This window comes from Actinomadura viridis (assembly GCF_015751755.1).
Taxonomy (GTDB): Bacteria; Actinomycetota; Actinomycetes; order Streptosporangiales; family Streptosporangiaceae; genus Spirillospora; species Spirillospora viridis.
Genome location: NZ_JADOUA010000001.1, coordinates 1,982,381 through 2,002,123 on the forward strand (window position 1 = coordinate 1,982,381; position 19,743 = coordinate 2,002,123).

A 19,743-nucleotide genomic window follows, 5' to 3' on the forward strand; every position below is an offset into this window, starting at 1 on the left:
CGGCCGGGACGGGCGACCGTCCCGGCCGTTCGGTGTTTTTGACCAGGTGGTCGCCTTTAGGTGGTTTTTCGGCGCCGGTGGGAAGACTGTGGTTCGCGGGGCGTGGCCGTGCCGCCCGTTCCGCCTGGAACAGTGCGGCGCCTCGTCCGCGTTGTGAGTGCGAGCGGTGACCGCAGACCCCCAAGGGAGCCATGGAAGCGATTCCCGAACGCAACGGACACTCTCGGACGGCACCGCACGGGCGGCTGACACCGGCGCCCCGGCCGCTCCCGGTCGCGTCCCGGGAGCCGGTCACGCTGACCGTGGACCAGGTCGCCGCCCTCGGCGACCGTCTCCGCGACACCATCACCGGCGCGGTCCGCATGCCCGCCGAGGTGCTGGAGGTCGTGCTGGCCACCGTGCTGGCAGGCGGGCACCTGCTGGTGGAGGACCATCCCGGGGTCGGCAAGACCCAGCTGGCCCGCAGCCTCGCCCGCAGCCTCGACGGCCGGTTCGCGCGGGTGCAGGCCACCGTCGACCTGCTGCCGTCCGACATCGTCGGCGCCAACGTGTGGCGGGCCGACACCGGCGCGTTCGAGTTCCGCCCCGGCCCGGTGTTCGCCAACGTGGTCCTGGTCGACGAGATCAACAGGGCCACCCCCAAGACCCAGTCCGGGCTGCTGGAGGCGATGGAGGAGCGGCAGGTGACCGTGGACGGCGAGAGCCGCCCGCTGCCCGCGCCCATGGTGGTGATCGCCACCCAGAACCCGGCCGCCGGCTACGACGGCACCTACCCGCTGCCGCCCGCCCAGCTCGACCGCTTCCTGTCCCTGGTCTCGCTGGGCTACCCCAGCGCCGACCAGGAGGTGGAGCTGCTGCGGGCGGGCCCCGAGCCGCCCGCCACGGCGGTGACCGGACCGGAGCGGCTGCTGGCGGCGCAGGAGGCGGTCGCGGCGGTGCACGCCGCCGACCCGCTGCTGCGGTACGTCGTCGAGCTGCTCGGCGCCACCCGCGAGCACCCGCTGTCGGAGGTGGGCGCCAGCCCCCGCGCCGGCCTGCTGCTGCTCGCGGCGGCGCGGGCCCGGGCGGCGCTGAACGGCCGGGCGTTCGTGCTGCCCGACGACGTCCAGGCCCTGGCCCTGCCCGTCCTCGCGCACCGGTTGCAGCGCACCGCCGCCGCGCCCGCGAGCGCGAACGAGGAGATCGTGGAGGACGCGCTCCGGCAGGTCCGGGCGCGGTGATGGACGCCGGCCCGCCGCCCTCCCGCCCGCCGCGCCGGGGCCTCCCGTTCCGCCGCCGCCCGCGCCGGGACCGGGGCCGCGTGACCGGACGCTGGAGCCTGTGGCTGCTGTCGGCGGCGATGCTGGCTGGGCTGTCGGGGGCGCTCCCTTCGCTGACGCTGTTCACCCTGGCCGCCGGGCTGGCACTGACGGTGGCGGGTGCCGCGGTCATCGTCGTCCTCGCCGGCCGCCGCGTGACGATCACCCGTGCCGTGCCCCTGCGGGAGGCGCACGAGGACGAGCCGATCCCGCTGGAGTTCACCGTACGGCTGCCGGCCTGGCTGCCCGCGCGGATCGAGGTGCGCACCGACATCGGCGTCTGGACCCCCCTGGACCGGTACGGCGGCACCGTCGACCTGTACATCGGGCGCCGCGGGGCGTACGTGCTGGGGCCGTCCAGGGTGCGGCTGGGCGACCCTCTCGGCATCCTGCGCAGGCCGCTGACGGCCGGGACCCCCGAGCCGGTGCTGCTCCTGCCCGAGCCCGGCACCGACGGCGGCACCGCCCCGCCGCGCGGAGCCCGCGCCGACGACCTGGAGCCGGACGGGCTGCGCCCCTACGTGCCCGGCAGCCCGATCAGCCGCATCCACTGGCCGTCCCTGGCCCGCGGCGGCGACCTGCAGGAGCGCCGGATGGCCGCGCCCCCCTCGGGCCTGCCCCTGGTGATCGTGGACGCCTCCGGCGCCGCCGATCCGCGCGCCGCGGACTGGCTGGCGCGGGCCGCGGCGGGCCGCGTGCTGACGCTGGCGCGGACCGGGGGCTGCGAGGTGCTGCTCCCCGGCGCGCCGGCGCCCCTCGCGGCGGTGGACGCGCCGTCCTGGCGGGCCGTCCACCGCCGCCTGGCCCTGCTGGACGGGGAACGGGGCGGGCGGGCGGGACGGCCGCCGGGCGGGCGCGCGTCGTCGGTCGTCCGGGTCCCGCCGGGCCTCGACCTCGGGCCGCCGCGGCCCGAGCCGCCGCCCGGCGTCGTCCCCCTGCCCGCCGAGCGGGCCCTGACCTTCGTGGCCGCGCTCGCCGGCCCCTCCAGGGAACGGGAGCCGGTCCGGTGACGCGCGCGGCGGGGATGCTGCTGGTGGCGGCGATGACCCTCGCGGCCTGGATGCCCCTGCTGGGCCGGCGGGTGCTGTGGGCCCTGCCCGTCGTCGCGCTGGTGGCGGGGGCCCTGGCGGTGCGGAGGTTCCCCGCCCGGCTCGCGATGGCGGTGACGCTGGTGTGGCCTCCGGCGGCCCTGATGGCGGGCGGCGCCCCGGCGGGCTGGCTGTGGCCCGGCGCCTGGGACACGCTGGTGCTCGCCCTGGCCGACGGCGCCCGCGAGCTGCCGCTGCTGGTCCCGGGGGAGCGCGCGGGCGACCTCGGCACCCGGTCGATCTGGCTGCTGGCCACCGGGATGATCTACCTCGGCGCCGGGGCGATGGCGGCGCCGGGGCCGCCCGCGCGGCTGCGGTCGGGCGCCGCGTTCGCGCTGCTGACCGCCCCGTGGATGCTGGCCGCCGCGATCCGGCAGACCGACGAGTCGGCGTGGCCGGGCGCGGTGCTGCTGCTGGCCGGGCTGCTGTGGTTCGCGCCCCGGCGCGCCGCCCTGCCGGTGCTCGCGCTCGGCACCGCGGCGGCGGTGATCGCGACGGCCGCCGGGCAGGCCCTCGGCCCCCGCTCGCAGTGGCTGAACGTCGACGACATGGTCGGCCGCGAGCCGCAGTTCCAGACGCTCAACACCACCCAGTCCTACGGGCCGATCAACGACCGGCGCACCGGCGCCACCATGCTGGAGATCACCTCGCCGCGGCCCGCGCTGTGGCGGATGCAGGTGCTGGAACGGTACGGCTGGCGCGGCTGGGAGGTGGGCGGGGGCGTCCTGCGGCCCGCCCTGCCCGAGCCCGCCGCCGAGCCCGTCGACATCGAGGTGCGGGTGCGGAACCTGCGCGACTCCCAGGTGGTCTCGCCGGGACGGATCCGCTCGGTGGAGGCGTCCGGGAGGATCGACGTCATGCCGGGGGAGGCCCGGCGGGTCATCCCGCAGCCCCGCCAGGACGCCCTGTACCGGGTGAAGGCCGACATGGTGCGGGTCGATCCGGCCGCGTTGCGCGCCGCGCCCCCGCCGACCGACCCCGCGCTGGGGGCCTACACCAACCTCTGGTACCGCTGGGGCGGCGAGCGGATGGCCGGGCGGGTCGGCGAGTACGGCGCCGCCCCCGACATGACGCCCGGGGTGGAGCGGTTCGTCGAGCGGGTGCCGACGATGGGCCAGGTGATCGACATGGCCCGGGGGCTGGCCGCCGGCGCGCGCAGCCAGTACGAGGTCGTCGAGCGGGTCGAGCGCTTCCTGACCGAGGGCGGGCGCTTCCGCTACTCCACCGACGTGCGGCAGTCCATCGGGTTCCCGATCCTGGAGTTCCTGGTCAACGACCGCACCGGCTACTGCCAGCACTTCGCCGGGGCGGCGGCCCTCCTGCTGCGGCTGGCCGGGGTGCCGACCCGGGTGGTCGCCGGGTTCGCGACCGGCAAGGCCGAGGACGGCGTGTACCGGGTGCGCGACACCGACGCGCACGCCTGGATCGAGGTCTACTTCGAGGGGCACGGGTGGGTGCCGTTCGACCCGACGCCGGCCGCGGACGCCGAGGTGGCCGCGGAGGTCGACCCGCTGTCGCCGCCGGTCCCCGCGGACAGGGGCGGCGCCACGGCGGCGGCCCCCGCCGTGGCGCTGGGCCTGGCCGGGGCCGGGGTGATCTTCCTGGCGCTGCGGCGGCGCACCAGGCGCGACCGCGCGCACGGCGGGGAGCTGCTCGAACGGCTCGCCGTCCGCGCCGGCGGCCGGGTGACGCCCGCGACCACGCTGAGCGACCTGCGCCACCAGCTCGCCCGGATCGGGCCGCACGTCGCCGCGGTGGCGGCCGACGCCGAACGGGCGCGCTACGCGCCGGGCCCGGCACCGCCGCGGTCGCGGGCCCGGGTCGCCCGCGCGCTCCTCGCCGACGTCGGCGCGCCGAAGGCGCTGCTGCTCCTGGCCGCTGCCGCCGTCGCCCGCCCGGCGGGCGCGCGCGAGGACGGCGTGCGGGAGGCGGGCGTTCGGCAGGCGGGCGTTCGGGAGGACCGAGTGCGGCAGGCGGGCGTTCGGGAGGACCGAGCGCGGGAGGACGCCCGCGCGGCGGTGACCGCGCGCCGGGGTCAGGGACGGCCCGAGGACGGCGGGTAGGGGACCGCCTTCACCAGCTCGGGCCTGAGCAGGGCGGTGAGATCCGGATACGGGATCTTGATCGGCGGCTGGCCGCAGGCCATCTCGTAGACGCCCAGCCCGGGCGCGTCCACGTACATCTCCAGCCCGCCCTTCGCCAACCCGAACTGGACGTACGGGCCGTCCAGCTGGGCCACGCCGAACGAGGGCGGCCGGTCGGCGAAGCAGGTGCCGGCGCCGCGCTCCCGGACCCGTCCGGACAGCGTCCGCATCCCCGCCGGGTCGAGCGCCGCGGCCTGGAAGAGGTCGGCGGCCCTCAGCGCCTTCCCGGTCGTGAGGTCGACCGTGACCGTACGGGCCCGGTTCCAGCTGGAGTGCGAGAGCCGCTGCGAGGTCAGCACGAAGTCGTAGCGGACGGAGACGTAGCGGGGGCCGTCGAGCAGCACGGTGGGCTTGACGTCGGTGGAGGACGAGGGGGAACCCGGTCCCGGCATGTCGGCGAGCGCCTTGCGGTACTCGGCCGCGCGGGTGTCCACCGGGGCGCGCAGCGCGGCGTTGATCCGTTCGGTGAGGGCCGGGTCGGCGCCGCCGCGGACGCGGACGAGCCGCCCGCCGACCTGCAGCGGGGGCATCGACTGCTGGAGCGCGGCCAGGGAGACGGTCAGCCGGGGCCGCTCGGGCTCGCCGCCGGAGGCGACGTAGATCGCCGCGCCGCCGCCCGCGGCGGCGACCACCGCGGTGCCCGCGACGGCGGTCGCGCCCTTGGCCCCGACCGCGCCCAGGAATCCCTTGCTCGCGGTACCGGCCGCGACCTGCCCGGCTCCCGCCGCCCCGCCGGCCGCGCCGCCCGCTCCGGCTCCGCCGGCCGCGCCGCCAGCGGCCCCTCCGGCGCCGGCGCCCGCGACGCCGGTCCCGGCGGCGGCGACGGCCCCCGCCCCCGACGGCGCCAGGCCGAGCGCGGCGAGGGGGAAGAGCATCGCCGCCGCCGCGGCGGCTCCGGCGAGGCCGCGCAGCCCGCGCCGCTCCCAGCCGGTCCCGTACGCGTCGGACGCCGCCTCCTCCAGTTCGGTGACGAAGGCGGCGGCGCCCGCGGGCCGTTCCCAGGGGTTCTTGGCCATCCCCCGGGCGACCAGCGGGCGCAGCGGCTCGGGCACGGCCCCGACGGGGACGGGCGCGTTCAGGTGCCCGTGCATGAGCGCGCCGGGCCCGTCACCGGCGAACGGCCGGTGGCCGGCCACGCACTCGAAGAAGACGCAGGTCGCCGCGTAGACGTCGGTCGCCGGCGAGGCCGGCTCGGCGCGCCACTGCTCGGGGGCCATGTACACCGGGGTCCCCGAGCGGCCCGCCTCGCCCGCGTCCACGGCGATGCCGAAGTCGATCAGCTTGCTCAGCCCGTCGCCGCGCACGATCACGTTGGCGGGCTTGTAGTCGCGGTGCACGATGCCCAGGTCGTGGGCGGCGGCCAGCCCCAGCAGGGACCCCTTGAGCAGCGCCAGCGCGGCCTCGGGGCCCAGCGCGCCCCGTTCCGCCAGCACCGCCTTGAGCGGGGCGCCGTCGATCGCCTCCATGACGATCGCCGCGCCCCGCGCCGTCTCCACCAGCCCGTAGAGGCGGGCGATGGAGGGGTGGCGCACCCGCCGCAGGAGTTCCGCCTCACCCCGGAACCGCTCGCGGAACTCCTCGTCCGCCAGCAGCCGGGGCGAGAGGTACTTGATCGCCGCCGGGGCGCCGGTGCCGTCGTGCCGGGCGATCACCACGCGGCCCTGGGCGCCCTCCCCGAGCACGCGCAACTCGCTGTAACCCGGAACTCGCCACTCGCCCATACAGCCCCCTTCGAGGACGGTCGCCCCAGGGGTTTATACCGACCCCCCGGTCAGGCCGCCACCCGTTCCCGCCCGGCGGCGCCGGAGAGGGCCTCGCCCGCCGCGGGCGCCGGCTCGGTGGCGTGCGCGGCCGTCTCCACCGTTCCCCCGAGCGGGACGTACCGGGCGCCGAGGGTGATCAGCAGCGCCAGGACGATGGTCACGCCCACGCCCGCCCGCAGCGAGGTCGCGTCGGCCAGGAACCCGACCAGCACCGGGCCGAGCAGCAGCCCGCCGTACCCCATCGCGCCGACCTGCGCGACCGCGGCGCCGGGCCGGTCCGGGGCCGCGGTGCCGGCCAGCGAGATCGTCACCGGGACGACGGTGCAGACGACCAGGCCGGTCAGGAAGAACCCGGCGATGGCCGTCGGCGCGCCGGGGGCCAGGACGACGAGGGTCATGGTCGCCGCCGTCCCGATCCCGGCGCCCATGAGCAGCCGCCGGGTGCCCACCCGCGCCCTGATCCGGTCCCCGCCCAGCCGGCCGATCAGCATGGCCAGCTCGAACGCCGGGTAGCCGAGCGCCGCGACGGCCTGGGTGGCGCCGAGTTCCTGGTGCAGCAGCAGGCCGCTCCAGTCGGCGATCGCCCCCTCGGTCATGAACGCGATGAACGCCAGCGCCCCGATCAGGTAGATCGCGATCGGCAGGCGGGCGCGGCGCCCCGTCGCGGACACGGGGGGCGCGGCCGGGTCGGGCAGGAACGTCCGGCCCAGCACCAGGCCCGCCGGCAGCGACAGCAGCGCCGCGGCCAGCACCGCGTGGGTGAAGCCCAGCCCCGCGGCGGCGGTGCCGACGCCGAACAGGCCGCCGCTCATCGCGCCCACGCACCAGCCCGCGTGCATGCCGTTCATGATCGGGCGCCGGTACGCCTGCTCCACCACGGTGCCCTGGGCGTTCATGGCGATGTCGGTGATGCCGAAGGCCATGCCGAACAGCGCGACGGCCGCCAGCAGCAGCCCGTACGTCGGGGCCACGGCGACCAGGACGTAGGACACCGCGGTGAGCGGCAGCGCCACCCGCAGCATCGTCCGGCTCCCGGCCCGTGCCATCACGGTGCGCAGCCCCTGCATCGCCACGAGCGCGCCGAGACCCCAGACGAGGACGACGATGCCGATCTCGCTCTCGCTGGTGTCGAACTTGCCGGCCAGCGCGGGCATACGGGCCACCCACACCCCCATGAGCAGTCCTGCCAGGGCGAAGGTCAGGAACGTTCCCAGACGGGCGCGGAACAGCATCGGTTCACCTCTTTCTGTGCTCGGCGGGGCATGCGGCCCCGTACGGCGTGCGGGCGTCGCACGCCGTTCGATGTGGTCGTGGGGATGGGCGGGCCACGGGGGCCCGCGGACGCCCCGGCCTCAGCAGGGCCGGACGCGTCTCAAGGGAGACGGGGGAGGGGGGAGGCGGGGGGTGTCAGCCCCTCGTCAGGGCCAGCAGGCGCTGTTTCAGCGCGTCGAGCCGCGCGGTGCCGTACAGCTCGGGGGTGTGGCTCAGCACTTCCCACAGCCCCTCGGCCGCCAGCCGGACGATCACCCCGGTGACCGGGTCGGGATCCTCGTCCGGTGCGCGCCCGTGCCACCGGGTCATCGCCTCGTTCAGCGGGGCCGCCAGCTCGGGGTCGGTGGCCGCCGCCATGATGGCCGACCATCGTCGGTGCGCGCGGGCCTCGCCGGTGAGGATCTCGAACGTCGCCTCGACGTAGGCCCGGCTGTAGGAGCCGGGCGCGCCGTCCTCGTGCTCGGCGACCAGCGCGTCGAACTCCTCGATGACCCGCGCGACCAGGCCCTTGACCAGGGCCTCCTTGGTCGGGAAGTGGTAGAGCAGCCCGCCCTTGCTGACGCCGGCGCGGTCGGCGACCGCGGTGAGCGTCAGCGCCTGGGTGCCCTGCTCGGACAGCAGGGCCTCGGCGGCGTCGAGGAGGGCGTTCTTCTTCATGACTCTCCGAACTGTACCGACCGGACGGTACAGTCGGCAAACCGCGCCCGGGGCCGCCCTATTCCGGGGCCGCCCCCGCACCCGGCCTCCCCGTTCCCGGCCCCCCGCCCCCAGGGGCGGCGCCGCCTCAAGGGAAGGATCCGGGCGCGGATACTGTTGTCCGCGTGGTGACCTACCTCGACCATGCGGCGACCACCCCGATGGTGCCCGAGGCGATCGCGGCGATGACCTCGGAGCTCGGCGCGCTCGGCAACCCGTCCTCGCTGCACGCCCCGGGCCGCCGGGCCCGCCGGGTCGTGGAGGAGTCCCGCGAGGTCATCGCCGAGACCTTCGACGCCCGTCCCAGCGAGGTGGTGTTCACCTCCGGCGGCACCGAGGCCGACAACCTGGCGGTCAAGGGCGTCTACTGGGCCCGCCGCGCCGCCGACCCGGCCCGGACCCGGATCCTGGCGGGCGCGGCCGAGCACCACGCCGTCCTCGACACGGTGCAGTGGCTGGCCGACCACGAGGGCGCGCGGGTGGACTGGCTCCCGGTGGACGGGCGCGGCCGGGTCGACCCGGACGCGCTGCGCGCCCTGATCGGCCCGGACGTGGCGCTCGTCACGGTGATGTGGGCCAACAACGAGGTCGGCACCGTGCAGCCGGTCGCCGAGCTGGCGGCCGTCGCCCGCGAGCACGGCGTCCCGTTCCACACCGACGCCGTGCAGGCCGCGGCGCAGCTTCCGGTCGGCCTCCACTCCTCGGGCGCGCAGGCCCTCACCCTGAGCGGCCACAAGCTCGGCGGGCCGCTGGGCGTGGGCGCGCTGCTGCTGGGCAAGGGCGTGGACCCCGTCCCGGTGCTGCACGGCGGCGGCCAGGAACGCGACGTGCGCTCCGGCACCCTCGACACCCCGGCCATCGCCGGCTTCGCCGCCGCCGTCCAGGCCACGGCCGCGCGCCGGGAGGAGGAGGCGCGGCGGCTGGCCGGGCTGCGCGACCGGCTGGTCGAGGCGGTCCTGGCGGCCGTCCCCGACGCGGTCCTCAACGGCGCCACCGACCCGCGCGACGCGGGCGGCGACGCCCCCGCCGCGCGCCTGCCCGGCAACGCGCACTTCTCCTTCCCCGGCTGCGAGGGCGACGCGCTGCTCATGCTGCTGGACGCGCGCGGCATCGCCTGCTCCACCGGCTCGGCCTGCTCGGCCGGGGTGTCGCGGCCCAGCCACGTCCTGCTGGCGATGGGCGCCGACCCCGCCCGCGCCCGTGGCTCGCTGCGCTTCACGCTCGGGCACACTTCCACCGAGGACGACGTCAAGGCGCTCGGCGAGGCCATCGGCCCGGTCGTCGAGCGCGCCCGCCGCGCCGGGCTCTCCTGACGTCCCGCCCGGCACGTCCCGCCTGGCCGCGGGCGCGCCTGGCACCTCCCGCCCGGCACGTCCCGCCCGGCCGGGGGCGCGCCCGGCGGTGCCCGCGCAGGTTTGGAGACCCCCGCTCAGGGGACTGCCCTGTCGTTGCGGCGGTGGCGTAGGAGGTCGGCGAGGACATGGCGAACGCGGCGGCGAAGGTTCCGAGGACGGGGTGGCGCGGCGCCGGCCGCAGGACGGCCGGGCATCCCTGGTTCCACCTGCTGTCCCGGGTGGGGCTGGCGGCGCGCGGGGTGATCTACCTGGTCGTCGGCTGGCTCGCGGTGCAGATCGTGCTGGGGAACGGCGGCCACGAGGCCGACCAGCGGGGCGCCCTGGAGACCGTGGTCGCCAACCCGGGCGGGATCGTGGCGGTGTGGCTGGTGGCCGCCGGGTTCGCCGGGCTGGTCCTGTGGCAGTTCGCCGAGGCGCGCTACGGCCGGCCCGTGCCGGGCGGCCACAAGGCGCACAACCGGGCCTTCGCGTTCGGGCGCGGCCTCATCTACCTGGTGGGCTTCGCCGGGACGCTCGGCTTCGCGATCGGGGTGGGTGGCAAGTCCGGCGACCAGCAGTCCCAGGCGTTCACCGCGCGGGCGATGGCCGAGCCCGGCGGGCGCTGGCTGGTGCTCGCGGTCGGCGCCGGGTTCATGGCGGTCGGGACCGTCGCCATCGTGAACGCCGTCCGGCGCGCGTTCCTGGAGGAGTTCGACACGGCCCGGATGCCCGCGGCGGCGCGCCGGGCCGTGGTGCCTCTCGGCGTGGTCGGCAACTGCGCCCGCGGCCTGGTGCTGGGCGGCGTCGGCGTCTTCCTCGGGTACGCGGCGGTCGACTTCGACCCCCGCAAGGCCAAGGGCCTGGACGGCACGCTCCGCGAGTTCGCCGCCACGCCCGCCGGGCCGTGGCTGCTGGCCGCGGTGGCGGGCGGGCTCGCCGTGTTCGGGATCTACGCCTTCTTCGAGGCCCGCTGGCGCAAGGTCGAGGCCGTCCGCTCCTGACCGGTCCCGCGGGTGCGGGGGCGGTCGCGGCTCAGGGCCGGCCGCCGGTCAGGGCCGGCCGCCGGTCAGGGCTGGTACGGGTCAGGGCTGGTAGGGGGCGAGCGCCCGCCAGCCCGGGTCGCTGGCCGAGGCGACCTTGGCCTTGCCCTCCGACCAGCTCGCGGCCAGCTGGTCGAGCTCGGCGATCACCCCGGAGTCGGGGTCGGCGTACAGGTGGAACACCCGCAGCCCGTCACCGGTCTCCCGTACCGCCAGCACCGCCCGGTCGCCCAGCGAGGACAGCTTCTTCTCGAACTTGCGCAGCGCCCCCGCGGACGGCTCCACCGGCAGCCGGTCGGGATTGCTGTGCGCGTACGGCACCGAGATGGCCACGTGCAGGTCGCACAGCGGGTAGTCCTGCCGGTGCAGCGGGAAGCGCGCGCCCAGCCGGGCGGGGTGGCCGCGCGGCGTGCGGCCCTCGCCGGTCAGCCAGGCCGGCTCCTCGAACGGCTCGGCGATCTGCTCCACCACCGCCGGCAGCATCGCGGGCGGCAGCGCGTCCACCGGCGGCTCGGTCGCGATCGTGACCTCGCCGATCCAGCGGGCCACGTCGTCCTCGCCCATCGCCCAGTCGAGCACGTGCATGGCGACCTGGACCCGCTGCTCCTCGGAGACGAACAGGAAGTCGGGGTGGTAGGCGGAGATGTCCACCCGTGCCCGCGCGGTGTCGGCGCGCATGCCGAGCTTCACGTAGTCCAGGTCGAACTCGTGGTCGCCCAGGACCAGCTTGTGCTCCAGCATCTCGTGGTCGGCCTGCCGCGCCGGATGGAACCGCCACCCGGCCGCGGCGGCGCCCCGGGGCGCCGCCCGGTACCAGCGTTCGGCCAGGCCCCGCAGCGCGGGATCGCCCGCCCCGGTGACGGTCAGGATCGGGTGGTCGTCCTCCCCGCCGCCGATCTCCCACTGCAGGTCCGGATGGATCCGGTGCACCCGCTGGGTGAGCTCCTCGACGATCTGGGCCGACAGCCCCTCGCCCGGCTGCTCGTCCTCGCCTGGGGCCTCACCGGGGGCCTCGGCGGGCGCGGGCGATTCGAGCGACTCCGGGGAGACCGGGGTGCCGGAGGCGGCAGCCGTACCCAGCGCCGCCTCGATGTCCGGGCGCGCCTTCGCCCACCACTCCCAGAACTCGCTGATCGATGCGGGTGTGGCGGCGGGCGTCTCGCGGGGACGGCGGAAAATTCCCATAGCGCGCCTCATCGTACGCGGAAACGTGACTCCGGGGCCGCACCGGCGGGCCGGTGTCACCGCTTACCCTGGGAACGTTATGACTTTGCGCGTACTCGCCGCCATGTCGGGCGGCGTCGATTCCGCCGTGGCCGCCGCCCGCGCCGCCGAGGCCGGGTACGAGGTCACCGGCGTCCACATGGCGCTGTCCAGCAATCCTCAGTCGTACCGGACGGGCGCGCGGGGGTGCTGCACCCTGGAGGACTCCCGGGACGCGCGCCGCGCCGCCGACGTGATCGGCATCCCGTTCTACGTGTGGGACCTGGCCGAACGCTTCGACCGCGACGTGGTGCAGGACTTCGTCGACGAGTACGCGGCGGGCCGCACCCCCAACCCGTGCCTGCGCTGCAACGAGAAGATCAAGTTCGCCGCGCTGCTGGACCGGGCGCTGGCGCTGGGCTTCGACGCCGTCTGCACCGGCCACTACGCCCGGCTGGAGGACGGCGTGCTGCGGCGCGGCGTGGACGAGGGCAAGGACCAGTCGTACGTGCTGGCGGTGTGCACGCCCGAGCAGCTCGCGCACGCGCTGTTCCCGCTGGGGGGCACCACCAAGGCCGACATCCGGGCCGAGGCGGAGCGGCGCGGCCTGCAGGTCGCCGACAAGCCCGACAGCCACGACATCTGCTTCATCGCCGACGGCGACACCCGGGCCTTCCTCGCCGACCGGCTGGGCACCGCGCCCGGCCCGATCGTGGACGAGGACGGCAACGAGGTCGGCGAGCACGAGGGCGCCTACGCCTACACCGTCGGGCAGCGCAAGGGCCTGCGGATCGGCCGCCCGGCCCCCGACGGCCGGCCGCGCTACGTCCTGGACATCTCGCCGGTGACCAACACCGTCACCGTGGGGCCGCGCGAGGCCCTCGACGTGCGCGAGATCGTCGGCGAGCGGCCGGTGTGGCTGTCCGACCGGCCCGCGGGCCCGTTCGGCTGCCAGGTGCAGCTGCGGGCGCACGGCGAGGTGTACGGCTGCACCGTCGAGCCGGACGGCGACCGGCTGCGGATCCGGCTGGCCAGCCCGGCGCGCGGGGTGGCCACCGGGCAGGCCGCGGTGCTGTACTCCGGCGACCGGGTCCTGGCGTCGGCGACCATCGCCGAGGCCGCCCGCGTCCCCGCCTGAGCCGCGTCCCCCATCACCTCGCGTCGCGCGCGAGCACGGGTCCCGCGGGGGCCGCGAGGGAATAAGGCGGGCGGATCGGGCGCAGTTATCCTCCAGAAGCGGCGACCGCTGAGGAGGATCTGTGAAGTTCGGTGTCTCGACGTTCGTGACCGACGAGGGGATCGGGCCGGCCGTGCTCGGCAGGGCCCTGGAGGAGCGCGGGTTCGCGTCCCTCTTCGTGGCCGAGCACACCCACATCCCGGTGAAGCGGGAGTCCCCCTGGCCGGGAGGCGCCGAGCTGCCCCGGGTCTACTACCGCACGCTCGACCCGTTCGTGGCGCTCACGGCCGCCGCCGTCGTGACCGAGCGGCTGGAGGTGGGCACCGGCATCGCGCTGATCGTCCAGCGGGACCCGATCGTCCTGGCCAAGGAGGTCGCCTCGCTCGACCTGGTCTCCGGGGGCCGGGCCGTGATGGGCGTGGGCGCCGGCTGGAACCGCGAGGAGATGCGCAACCACGGCACCGACCCGCGGACCCGGATGCGGCTGCTGAACGAGCGGGTGCTGGCGGTCAAGGCGCTCTGGACGGAGGAGGAGGCCGAGTTCCACGGCGAGTTCGTCGACTTCGACCCGGTCTTCTCCTACCCCAAGCCGGTCCGCGACCCGCACCCGCCGGTGCTCATCGGCGGGTCGGGGCCGACCACGTTCGACCGGGTGCTGGCCGTCGGGGACGGCTGGATGCCCATCTACGGCCGGGGCACCGAGGACCTGGCCGGCCAGATCGCCGAGCTGCGGCGGCGGGCCGGGCACCGGGTGCCGGTCACGGTGTTCGCGGTCCCGCCCGAGGCCGAGGTGATCGCCGAGCTGGACGAGGCGGGCGTCGACCAGATCCTCTTCACGCTGAAGACCGAGCCCGAGGCCGAGACCCTCCGTACCCTCGACTCGCTGGCCGGCCTGCTCTGACGACCCCGCTCCCGCGCGGGCCGGCGGGCCCGCGCGGGAGCCGCGGCCCCGGCCCGCCCGGCCCCGCCCGGAGGCCCGCCGCGGGCCGGGCGTGCCTGGGCGCCCGTCCTTCCTCGGTAGGGTTCGCGTGTGACGATGAGTTTCCCGTGGGGGGTGGGGAGCGCCACCGGCGTCGGGTCGTACCCGGGCCGGGACACCGCCGAGGCGCTGCGGATCGTGCTCGGCGAGCTGCCGGAGCTGCCGCACCTGCCCGAGTTGCCCGCCCGCGGCCCGGGCGCCGACCTGATCGGCCGCTCCGCCGGGCTGCTGGTCGACCTGGCGGTGCACGTGGAGCCGTCCGGATGGCGGTTCTCCGACCGGCCCGGCCGTGACACCCGGCGCAGCCTGGACCACCTGGCCCGGGACCTGGACGTCCTGGAGGAGGTGGCGCACGCGCACGACGGCCCCTTCAAGATCCAGGTCTGCGGTCCCTGGACGCTGGCCGCCGGCATCGAGCTGCGGCACGGCGACCGCGCGCTGCGCGACCCCGGCGCCGTCCGCGACCTGACCGCCTCGCTCGCCGAGGGCGTCGCCCGGCACGTGGCCGACGTCCGGCGGCGCCTGCCCGGGGCGCGCGTCCTGCTGCAGATCGACGAGCCCGCCCTGCCCGCGGCCCTGGCCGGCACGGTGCCCACCGCCAGCGGCTTCTCCCGGCTGCGCGCCGTCGAGGCGCCGCTGGCCGAGGACGGCCTGCGGCAGGTGATCGAGGCCGCCGGGGACGTGTTCACCGTCGTGCACTGCTGTGCGCGGCGGGTCCCGTACGCGCTGCTGCGCGGAGCGGGCGCCGGGGCGGTCTCGGTGGACCTGCGGCTGCTGCCCGAACGCGACGACGACGCGGTGGGCGAGACCATCGACGCCGGCGTCGGGCTCTTCCTGGGGGTCGTGCCGGGCACGGACACGGCCCTGCCGGCGCTGGAGGCCACCGCCGCGCCGGTGCGCGACCTGTGGCGGCGCCTCGGCTTCCCCGCGGCGCGGCTGGCCGAGCAGGTCGTGATCACCCCGGCGTGCGGCCTGGCCGAGGCCTCGCCGCGCTACGTCCGGGCGGCCCTGAAACGCTGCCGCGACACCGCGCGGATGCTGTACGAGGCCGCCGGGTAGCCGCCCCGCCGGGACGCGCGGCGGAGGTCGGCCGCACGCGAACGAGCAGGTCGACGGGGGCGCGGCGGCCGGTCACAATGTCGGTCCCGCGCGTCAGAATGGGGGCATGACCGTGAGCGACAGCGTGCCCAGCGAGGAGGCCCGGCGCCACCTGGAGCTGAGCCGGGACATCGACGAGGCCAACTACCGCTACTACGTGCTCGACCAGCCGACCATGAGCGACGCGCGCTACGACGGGCTGATGCGCGAGCTGCGGGCGCTGGAGGAGCGGTACCCGGGGCTGGTCACGCCCGACTCCCCGACCCAGCGGGTGGGGGCGCCGATCGTCACCGAGTTCGCCACCGTCGAGCATCTGGAGCGGATGCAGAGCCTCGACAACGCGATGAACACCGACGAGCTGCTGGCCTGGGACGACCGGGTGGTCAAGGAGGCCGGCCGGATCGCCGCCTACCTGTGCGAGCCGAAGATCGACGGGCTGGCCATCGCGCTGGTGTACGAGAACGGCCGGCTGGTGCGGGGCGTCACCCGGGGCGACGGGCGCACCGGCGAGGACGTCACCCTCAACGTCCGCACCATCGCCTCCGTCCCGTCCCGGCTGAGCGGCGAGGGCTGGCCCGCCCTGCTGGAGGTCCGCGGCGAGGTCTTCCTCACGGTCGAGGGCTTCGACAAGGTCAACGCGGCGCAGGTGGAGGCGGGCCGCGACCCGTTCGCCAACCCGCGCAACGCCGCCGCCGGTTCGCTGCGGCAGAAGGACCCGCGCATCACCGCGCAGCGGCCCCTGGGCATGCTGGTGCACGGCTTCGGCGCCTGGGAGGGCGGGGAGCGGCCCGAGAGCCAGTCGGGGTCGTACGAGCTGATGCGCGGGTGGGGGCTGCCCGTCAGCGACCGCTACAAGGTCGTGGACACGATGGACGCCGTCCGGGAGTACATCGCCTACTACGGCGACCACCGGCACGACACCGAGTACGAGATCGACGGCGTCGTCGTGAAGGTCGACCAGTTCCCGCTGCAGCGCCGGCTGGGCTCCACCTCGCGGGCGCCGCGCTGGGCGATCGCCTGGAAGTACCCGCCGGAGGAGGTCAACACCCGCCTGCTCGACATCAAGGTCGGCGTCGGGCGGACCGGGCGGGTCACCCCGTACGGCGTGATGGAGCCGGTCACCGTGGCCGGGTCCACGGTGGAGTACGCGACGCTGCACAACGCGGGCGAGGTCGAGCGCAAGGGCGTGCTGATCGGCGACATGGTCGTGCTCCGCAAGGCCGGCGACGTCATCCCCGAGATCGTCGCTCCGGTGACGGGGCTGCGCGACGGGTCGGAGACCCCGTTCCGGATGCCCGAACGCTGCCCGGAATGCGACACCGAGCTGGCCTACGAGAAGGAGGGCGACGCCGACATCCGGTGCCCGAACGCGCAGTACTGCCCCGCGCAGCTGCGGGAGCGGCTGTTCTTCGTCGCCGAGCGCGACCGGCTCGACATCGAGACGCTCGGCTACGTCGCCGCGACCGCGCTGACCCAGCCGCTGGAGCCGGACGACCCGCCGGTGAGGAACGAGGGCGACCTGTTCCACCTCACCGTGGAGCGGCTTCTGCCGATCAGGTCGGTGGTGCGCGACCGTCGCACCGGGCTGCCGCGGATCGACGAGAAGACCGGCGAGCCGAAGGTCGTCAGCTTCTTCGCCAACAAGGAGGGGCAGCCGAAGAGGACGGTCGAGAAGCTCTTCGAGGAGCTGGAGAAGGCCAAGCGGCAGCCGCTGGCGCGGGTGCTGGTGGCGCTGTCCATCCGGCACGTGGGGCCGCGGGTCGCCCAGGACCTGGCGCGCGAGATGCGTTCGATGGACGCCATCCGCGACGCCACCGAGGAGGAGCTGGCCGCCGTCGACGGGGTCGGGCCCACCATCGCCCGCTCCATCAAGAGCTGGTTCGAGGTGGACTGGCACCGCGAGATCGTCCGCAAGTGGGCCGAGGCGGGCGTCCGGATGGCCGACGAGGGCGCGGCCGGCCCCCGCCCGCTGGAGGGCGTCACCGTCGTGATCACCGGGTCGATGGAGGAGTTCAGCCGCGACTCGGCCACCGAGGCGGTGCAGCGGCTCGGCGGGAAGGTCACCGGGTCGGTCTCGAAGAAGACGGGCTTCGTCGTCGTGGGGGAGAACCCGGGGTCCAAATACGACAAAGCGGTCAAGCTTGGGGTTCCGCTGCTGAACGAGGACGGACTTCGCGTTCTGCTGGCCGATGGGCCGGAAGCGGCCAAGAACGTGGCTCAGAGTGGGGACGCGTGATCGGCCCGCGTTCGCCGCGCGGGTCACCAGCTTGAGGTTACCCAACGGTACAGTACGACTACCCAGCGGCGGTGTCGTGGTGCAGAATGGGCATAACGGAACGTACCCAATCGGTTTCGCGAAGTGGAGCAAAGGTCGTACTCTCCCTGTCATCACGACCCACCAGCACCTCCGGTCGTCATACCAGGGAGCGCCTCCGAGCGCCGGTGGCGGCGACCCCGGCCGGGGGACTGCCCTCGAACTCCCCCCGAGGATGTGATGAAGGACCCGAACAACACGCGGAACACGGTGCCGCGCCGGGGGTCCCCGCTGTGGACCTACTTCGTGGTCGTCGTCCTGGCGGGCGCCGCCGCGTGTTCCGTCGCGCTCGCCGGGCTCTCCGGGGCCGAGGTCGACGCCCTCGTGGGCAACCCGCTCTTCTGGATCCTGGGCTGCTTCATCGTGTTCGGCGAGCTCCGGCCGATCATCACGCCCGGCTCCACCGAGAACAACGGCGCGACCACATCGACCACGTTCTCGTTCGCGGCGCTGCTGTACGCCGGGCTGCCCATCGCCGCCCTGCTCCACGCGGTGGCCGTCACCACCTGCGGCGTCCTGAGAGGCCGCAGCCCGCACCGCATCGCGTTCAACGTCGCCCAGTACACCCTCAGCCTGGGCGCGGCCCAGCTGGTGCTGATGCTGTTCGGGGTGCACGCGAGCCCCACGTCCCTCTGGGTGCCCGAGGGCGCCGACCTGCCCGCGATCGCCCTGGCCGGCGCCGCCTACTTCGCCTGCAACGACACCCTGGTCGCGGCGGCGATCGCCCTGCACGAGCGGGTCTCGCTGCTCAAGGCCCTCCGCTGGGACCTGGGCTACCAGGTCCTGGTGCATCTGGCGCTGCTCGGGCTGGCACCCCTGATGGTCGTCGCGATGGACCGCTCGGCCGCGTTCGTCCCGCTGATCGTGCTGCCGTTCATCGCCGTCTACCTGAACGCCTCGGTCTCGGTCCGGCGCGAGCACCAGGCGCTGCACGACGGGCTGACCGGCCTTCCCAACCGCAAGCTGCTGATCGTCCGGACCGAGGAGGCCCTCGCCGCCGTGCGGGGCGGCCGGTCGTCCCGCCTGCCCGGGCCCGGCCCGGCGCGGCGCCGGAACCCGGAGCGGCCCGAACGGCGCGCAGGGCTCTTCCTGCTCGACTTGGACCGCTTCAAAGAGGTCAACGACACGCTCGGCCACCCCACCGGCGACCGGCTGCTGCAACTGGTCGCGCACCGCCTCACCCACAGCGTCCGCCCCGGCGACCTGGTGGCGCGCCTGGGCGGCGACGAGTTCGCGGTGCTGCTCCCCACGATCCGCGACGCCGCGGCGGCCCGCGAGGTCGCCGCCCGGCTGCGCGCCGCGCTCAGCGAGCCGGTACGGCTCGACGGCATGACGTTCGACCTGGAGGGCAGCGTCGGGATCGCGCTGTTCCCCGACCACGCCCCCGACTTCGAGCTCCTCCTCCAGCGCGCCGACGTCGCGATGTACAACGCCAAGGGCAACCGGACCGGGGTCGAGGTCTACTCGCCCACCAAGGACCGCAACTCCCCGGCCCGCCTCACCATGCTGGGCGACCTGCGCCGGGCCGTGGACCGCGGCGAGCTGGAGCTGTTCTACCAGCCCAAGATCTCGCTGCACGACGGCCAGCTGGTGGGCATGGAGGCCCTGGTCCGCTGGCGGCACCCCGACCAGGGGCTGCTGGAGCCCGAGCACTTCCTGCCGATCGCCGAGCAGACCTACCTCATGCGCTCGATCACCCAGCACGTGGTGGAGGCCGCCCTCGCGCAGGCCGCCGAATGGTGGCGGGAGGACCTGACCGTCCAGGTCGCGGTGAACGCCTCGGGCCGCGACCTGCTCGACGGCGGGCTCATCGAGACCATCGAGAACGGCCTGCTGCGGCGCGGGCTGCCGGCCGCCTCCCTGCAGCTGGAGATCACCGAGCGGATCCTGATGAACGAGCCGGCCTACGCCTCGGACACGGTGGCCGCGCTGGCGGCCCTGGGCATCCCGCTCAGCCTGGACGACTTCGGCACCGGCTACTCCTCGCTGGTACGGCTGAAGCGGATGCCGGTGGAGGAGGTCAAGATCGACGCCTCGTTCGTCCGCCGGATCGCCACCTCGCCCGACGACGCGGTGATCGTCCGGTCCATCGTCGACCTGGCGCGCACCCTCGGCCTGCGCTCGGTCGCCGAGGGCGTGGAGGACCCGCAGACGGCCCTGCTGCTGTGCGAGATCGGCTGCGACGCCGCCCAGGGCTGGCACTTCGGCCGGCCCATGGACGCCGCCACCGCCACCGACTGGCTCCGCCGCCACATGGAACGCGCCCCCGAACCCGCCGCCTGACCGGCGTCCAGGCCCGCGTCACCGCCCGTTCGACGTGCGCTGAAGGGGAGGGGA

The 19,743-nt window shown here is 75.6% G+C and carries 14 protein-coding genes; 10 read left to right on the forward strand and 4 right to left on the reverse strand.

Annotated features, from left to right (window positions below):
• Positions 1-191: 191 nt before the first annotated feature.
• The 3 genes from IW256_RS08765 (at position 192) to IW256_RS42680 (ending at position 4,449) form a co-directional block, all read left to right on the forward strand.
• The gene (locus IW256_RS08765; RefSeq protein WP_197010471.1) at positions 192-1,220 is read left to right on the forward strand and encodes an AAA family ATPase; all 1,029 of its coding nucleotides are present in this window, start codon (positions 192-194) and stop codon (positions 1,218-1,220) included.
• Between the two features lie 80 nt (positions 1,221-1,300).
• Positions 1,301-2,308, forward strand: a complete 1,008-nt coding sequence (locus IW256_RS08770; protein ID WP_197010472.1) for a DUF58 domain-containing protein — start codon at positions 1,301-1,303, stop codon at positions 2,306-2,308.
• The gene (locus IW256_RS42680; RefSeq protein WP_197010473.1) at positions 2,305-4,449 is read left to right on the forward strand and encodes a transglutaminase-like domain-containing protein; all 2,145 of its coding nucleotides are present in this window, start codon (positions 2,305-2,307) and stop codon (positions 4,447-4,449) included. The genes IW256_RS08770 and IW256_RS42680 overlap by 4 nt, the downstream gene beginning before the upstream one ends.
• On the opposite strand, the gene IW256_RS08780 is transcribed toward IW256_RS42680, so the two are convergent.
• The 3 genes from IW256_RS08780 to IW256_RS08790 form a co-directional block, all read right to left on the reverse strand.
• On the reverse strand, positions 4,422-6,251 hold the full coding sequence (locus tag IW256_RS08780; RefSeq protein ID WP_197010474.1) for a serine/threonine-protein kinase: 1,830 nt from the start codon (positions 6,249-6,251) through the stop codon (positions 4,422-4,424). The genes IW256_RS42680 and IW256_RS08780 overlap by 28 nt on opposite strands.
• Positions 6,252-6,301: 50 nt before the next feature.
• Positions 6,302-7,525: an MFS transporter gene (locus IW256_RS08785; protein WP_197010475.1), complete on the reverse strand. Its 1,224-nt coding sequence runs from the start codon at positions 7,523-7,525 to the stop codon at positions 6,302-6,304.
• 175 nt (positions 7,526-7,700) lie between these two features.
• Complete coding sequence (locus tag IW256_RS08790; protein WP_197010476.1) at positions 7,701-8,222, reverse strand: TetR/AcrR family transcriptional regulator; 522 nt, start codon at positions 8,220-8,222, stop codon at positions 7,701-7,703.
• A 167-nt stretch (positions 8,223-8,389) separates the two neighbouring features.
• On the opposite strand from IW256_RS08790, the gene IW256_RS08795 reads away from it, so the two are divergent.
• A complete protein-coding gene (locus tag IW256_RS08795; protein ID WP_197016194.1) occupies positions 8,390-9,574 on the forward strand; it encodes a cysteine desulfurase family protein in 1,185 nt (394 codons plus the stop codon).
• Positions 9,575-9,741: 167 nt separating this feature from the next.
• A complete protein-coding gene (locus IW256_RS08800; RefSeq protein WP_197010477.1) occupies positions 9,742-10,596 on the forward strand; it encodes a DUF1206 domain-containing protein in 855 nt (284 codons plus the stop codon).
• 81 nt (positions 10,597-10,677) lie between these two features.
• On the opposite strand, the gene IW256_RS08805 is transcribed toward IW256_RS08800, so the two are convergent.
• Entirely contained in the window at positions 10,678-11,820 is a 1,143-nt protein-coding gene (locus tag IW256_RS08805) for a DUF695 domain-containing protein (RefSeq protein ID WP_231403707.1), read from the reverse strand.
• 79 nt (positions 11,821-11,899) lie between these two features.
• On the opposite strand from IW256_RS08805, the gene mnmA reads away from it, so the two are divergent.
• The 5 genes from mnmA to IW256_RS08830 all read left to right on the forward strand — a co-directional run bounded on the left by mnmA (position 11,900) and on the right by IW256_RS08830 (position 19,689).
• Positions 11,900-12,976, forward strand: a complete 1,077-nt coding sequence (gene mnmA / locus IW256_RS08810) for a tRNA 2-thiouridine(34) synthase MnmA (protein WP_197010479.1) — start codon at positions 11,900-11,902, stop codon at positions 12,974-12,976.
• A gap of 121 nt (positions 12,977-13,097) precedes the next feature.
• Positions 13,098-13,916, forward strand: a complete 819-nt coding sequence (locus IW256_RS08815; RefSeq protein ID WP_197010480.1) for an LLM class F420-dependent oxidoreductase — start codon at positions 13,098-13,100, stop codon at positions 13,914-13,916.
• A 135-nt stretch (positions 13,917-14,051) separates the two neighbouring features.
• Positions 14,052-15,053 carry a methionine synthase gene (locus IW256_RS08820; protein WP_197010481.1) on the forward strand — a complete coding sequence of 334 codons (1,002 nt, stop codon included), beginning with the start codon at positions 14,052-14,054 and terminating at the stop codon, positions 15,051-15,053.
• A 106-nt stretch (positions 15,054-15,159) separates the two neighbouring features.
• Positions 15,160-17,328, forward strand: a complete 2,169-nt coding sequence (gene ligA, locus IW256_RS08825; protein WP_197010482.1) for an NAD-dependent DNA ligase LigA — start codon at positions 15,160-15,162, stop codon at positions 17,326-17,328.
• A gap of 258 nt (positions 17,329-17,586) precedes the next feature.
• Positions 17,587-19,689: a putative bifunctional diguanylate cyclase/phosphodiesterase gene (locus tag IW256_RS08830; RefSeq protein WP_197010483.1), complete on the forward strand. Its 2,103-nt coding sequence runs from the start codon at positions 17,587-17,589 to the stop codon at positions 19,687-19,689.
• The last annotated feature ends 54 nt before the right edge of the window (positions 19,690-19,743 follow it).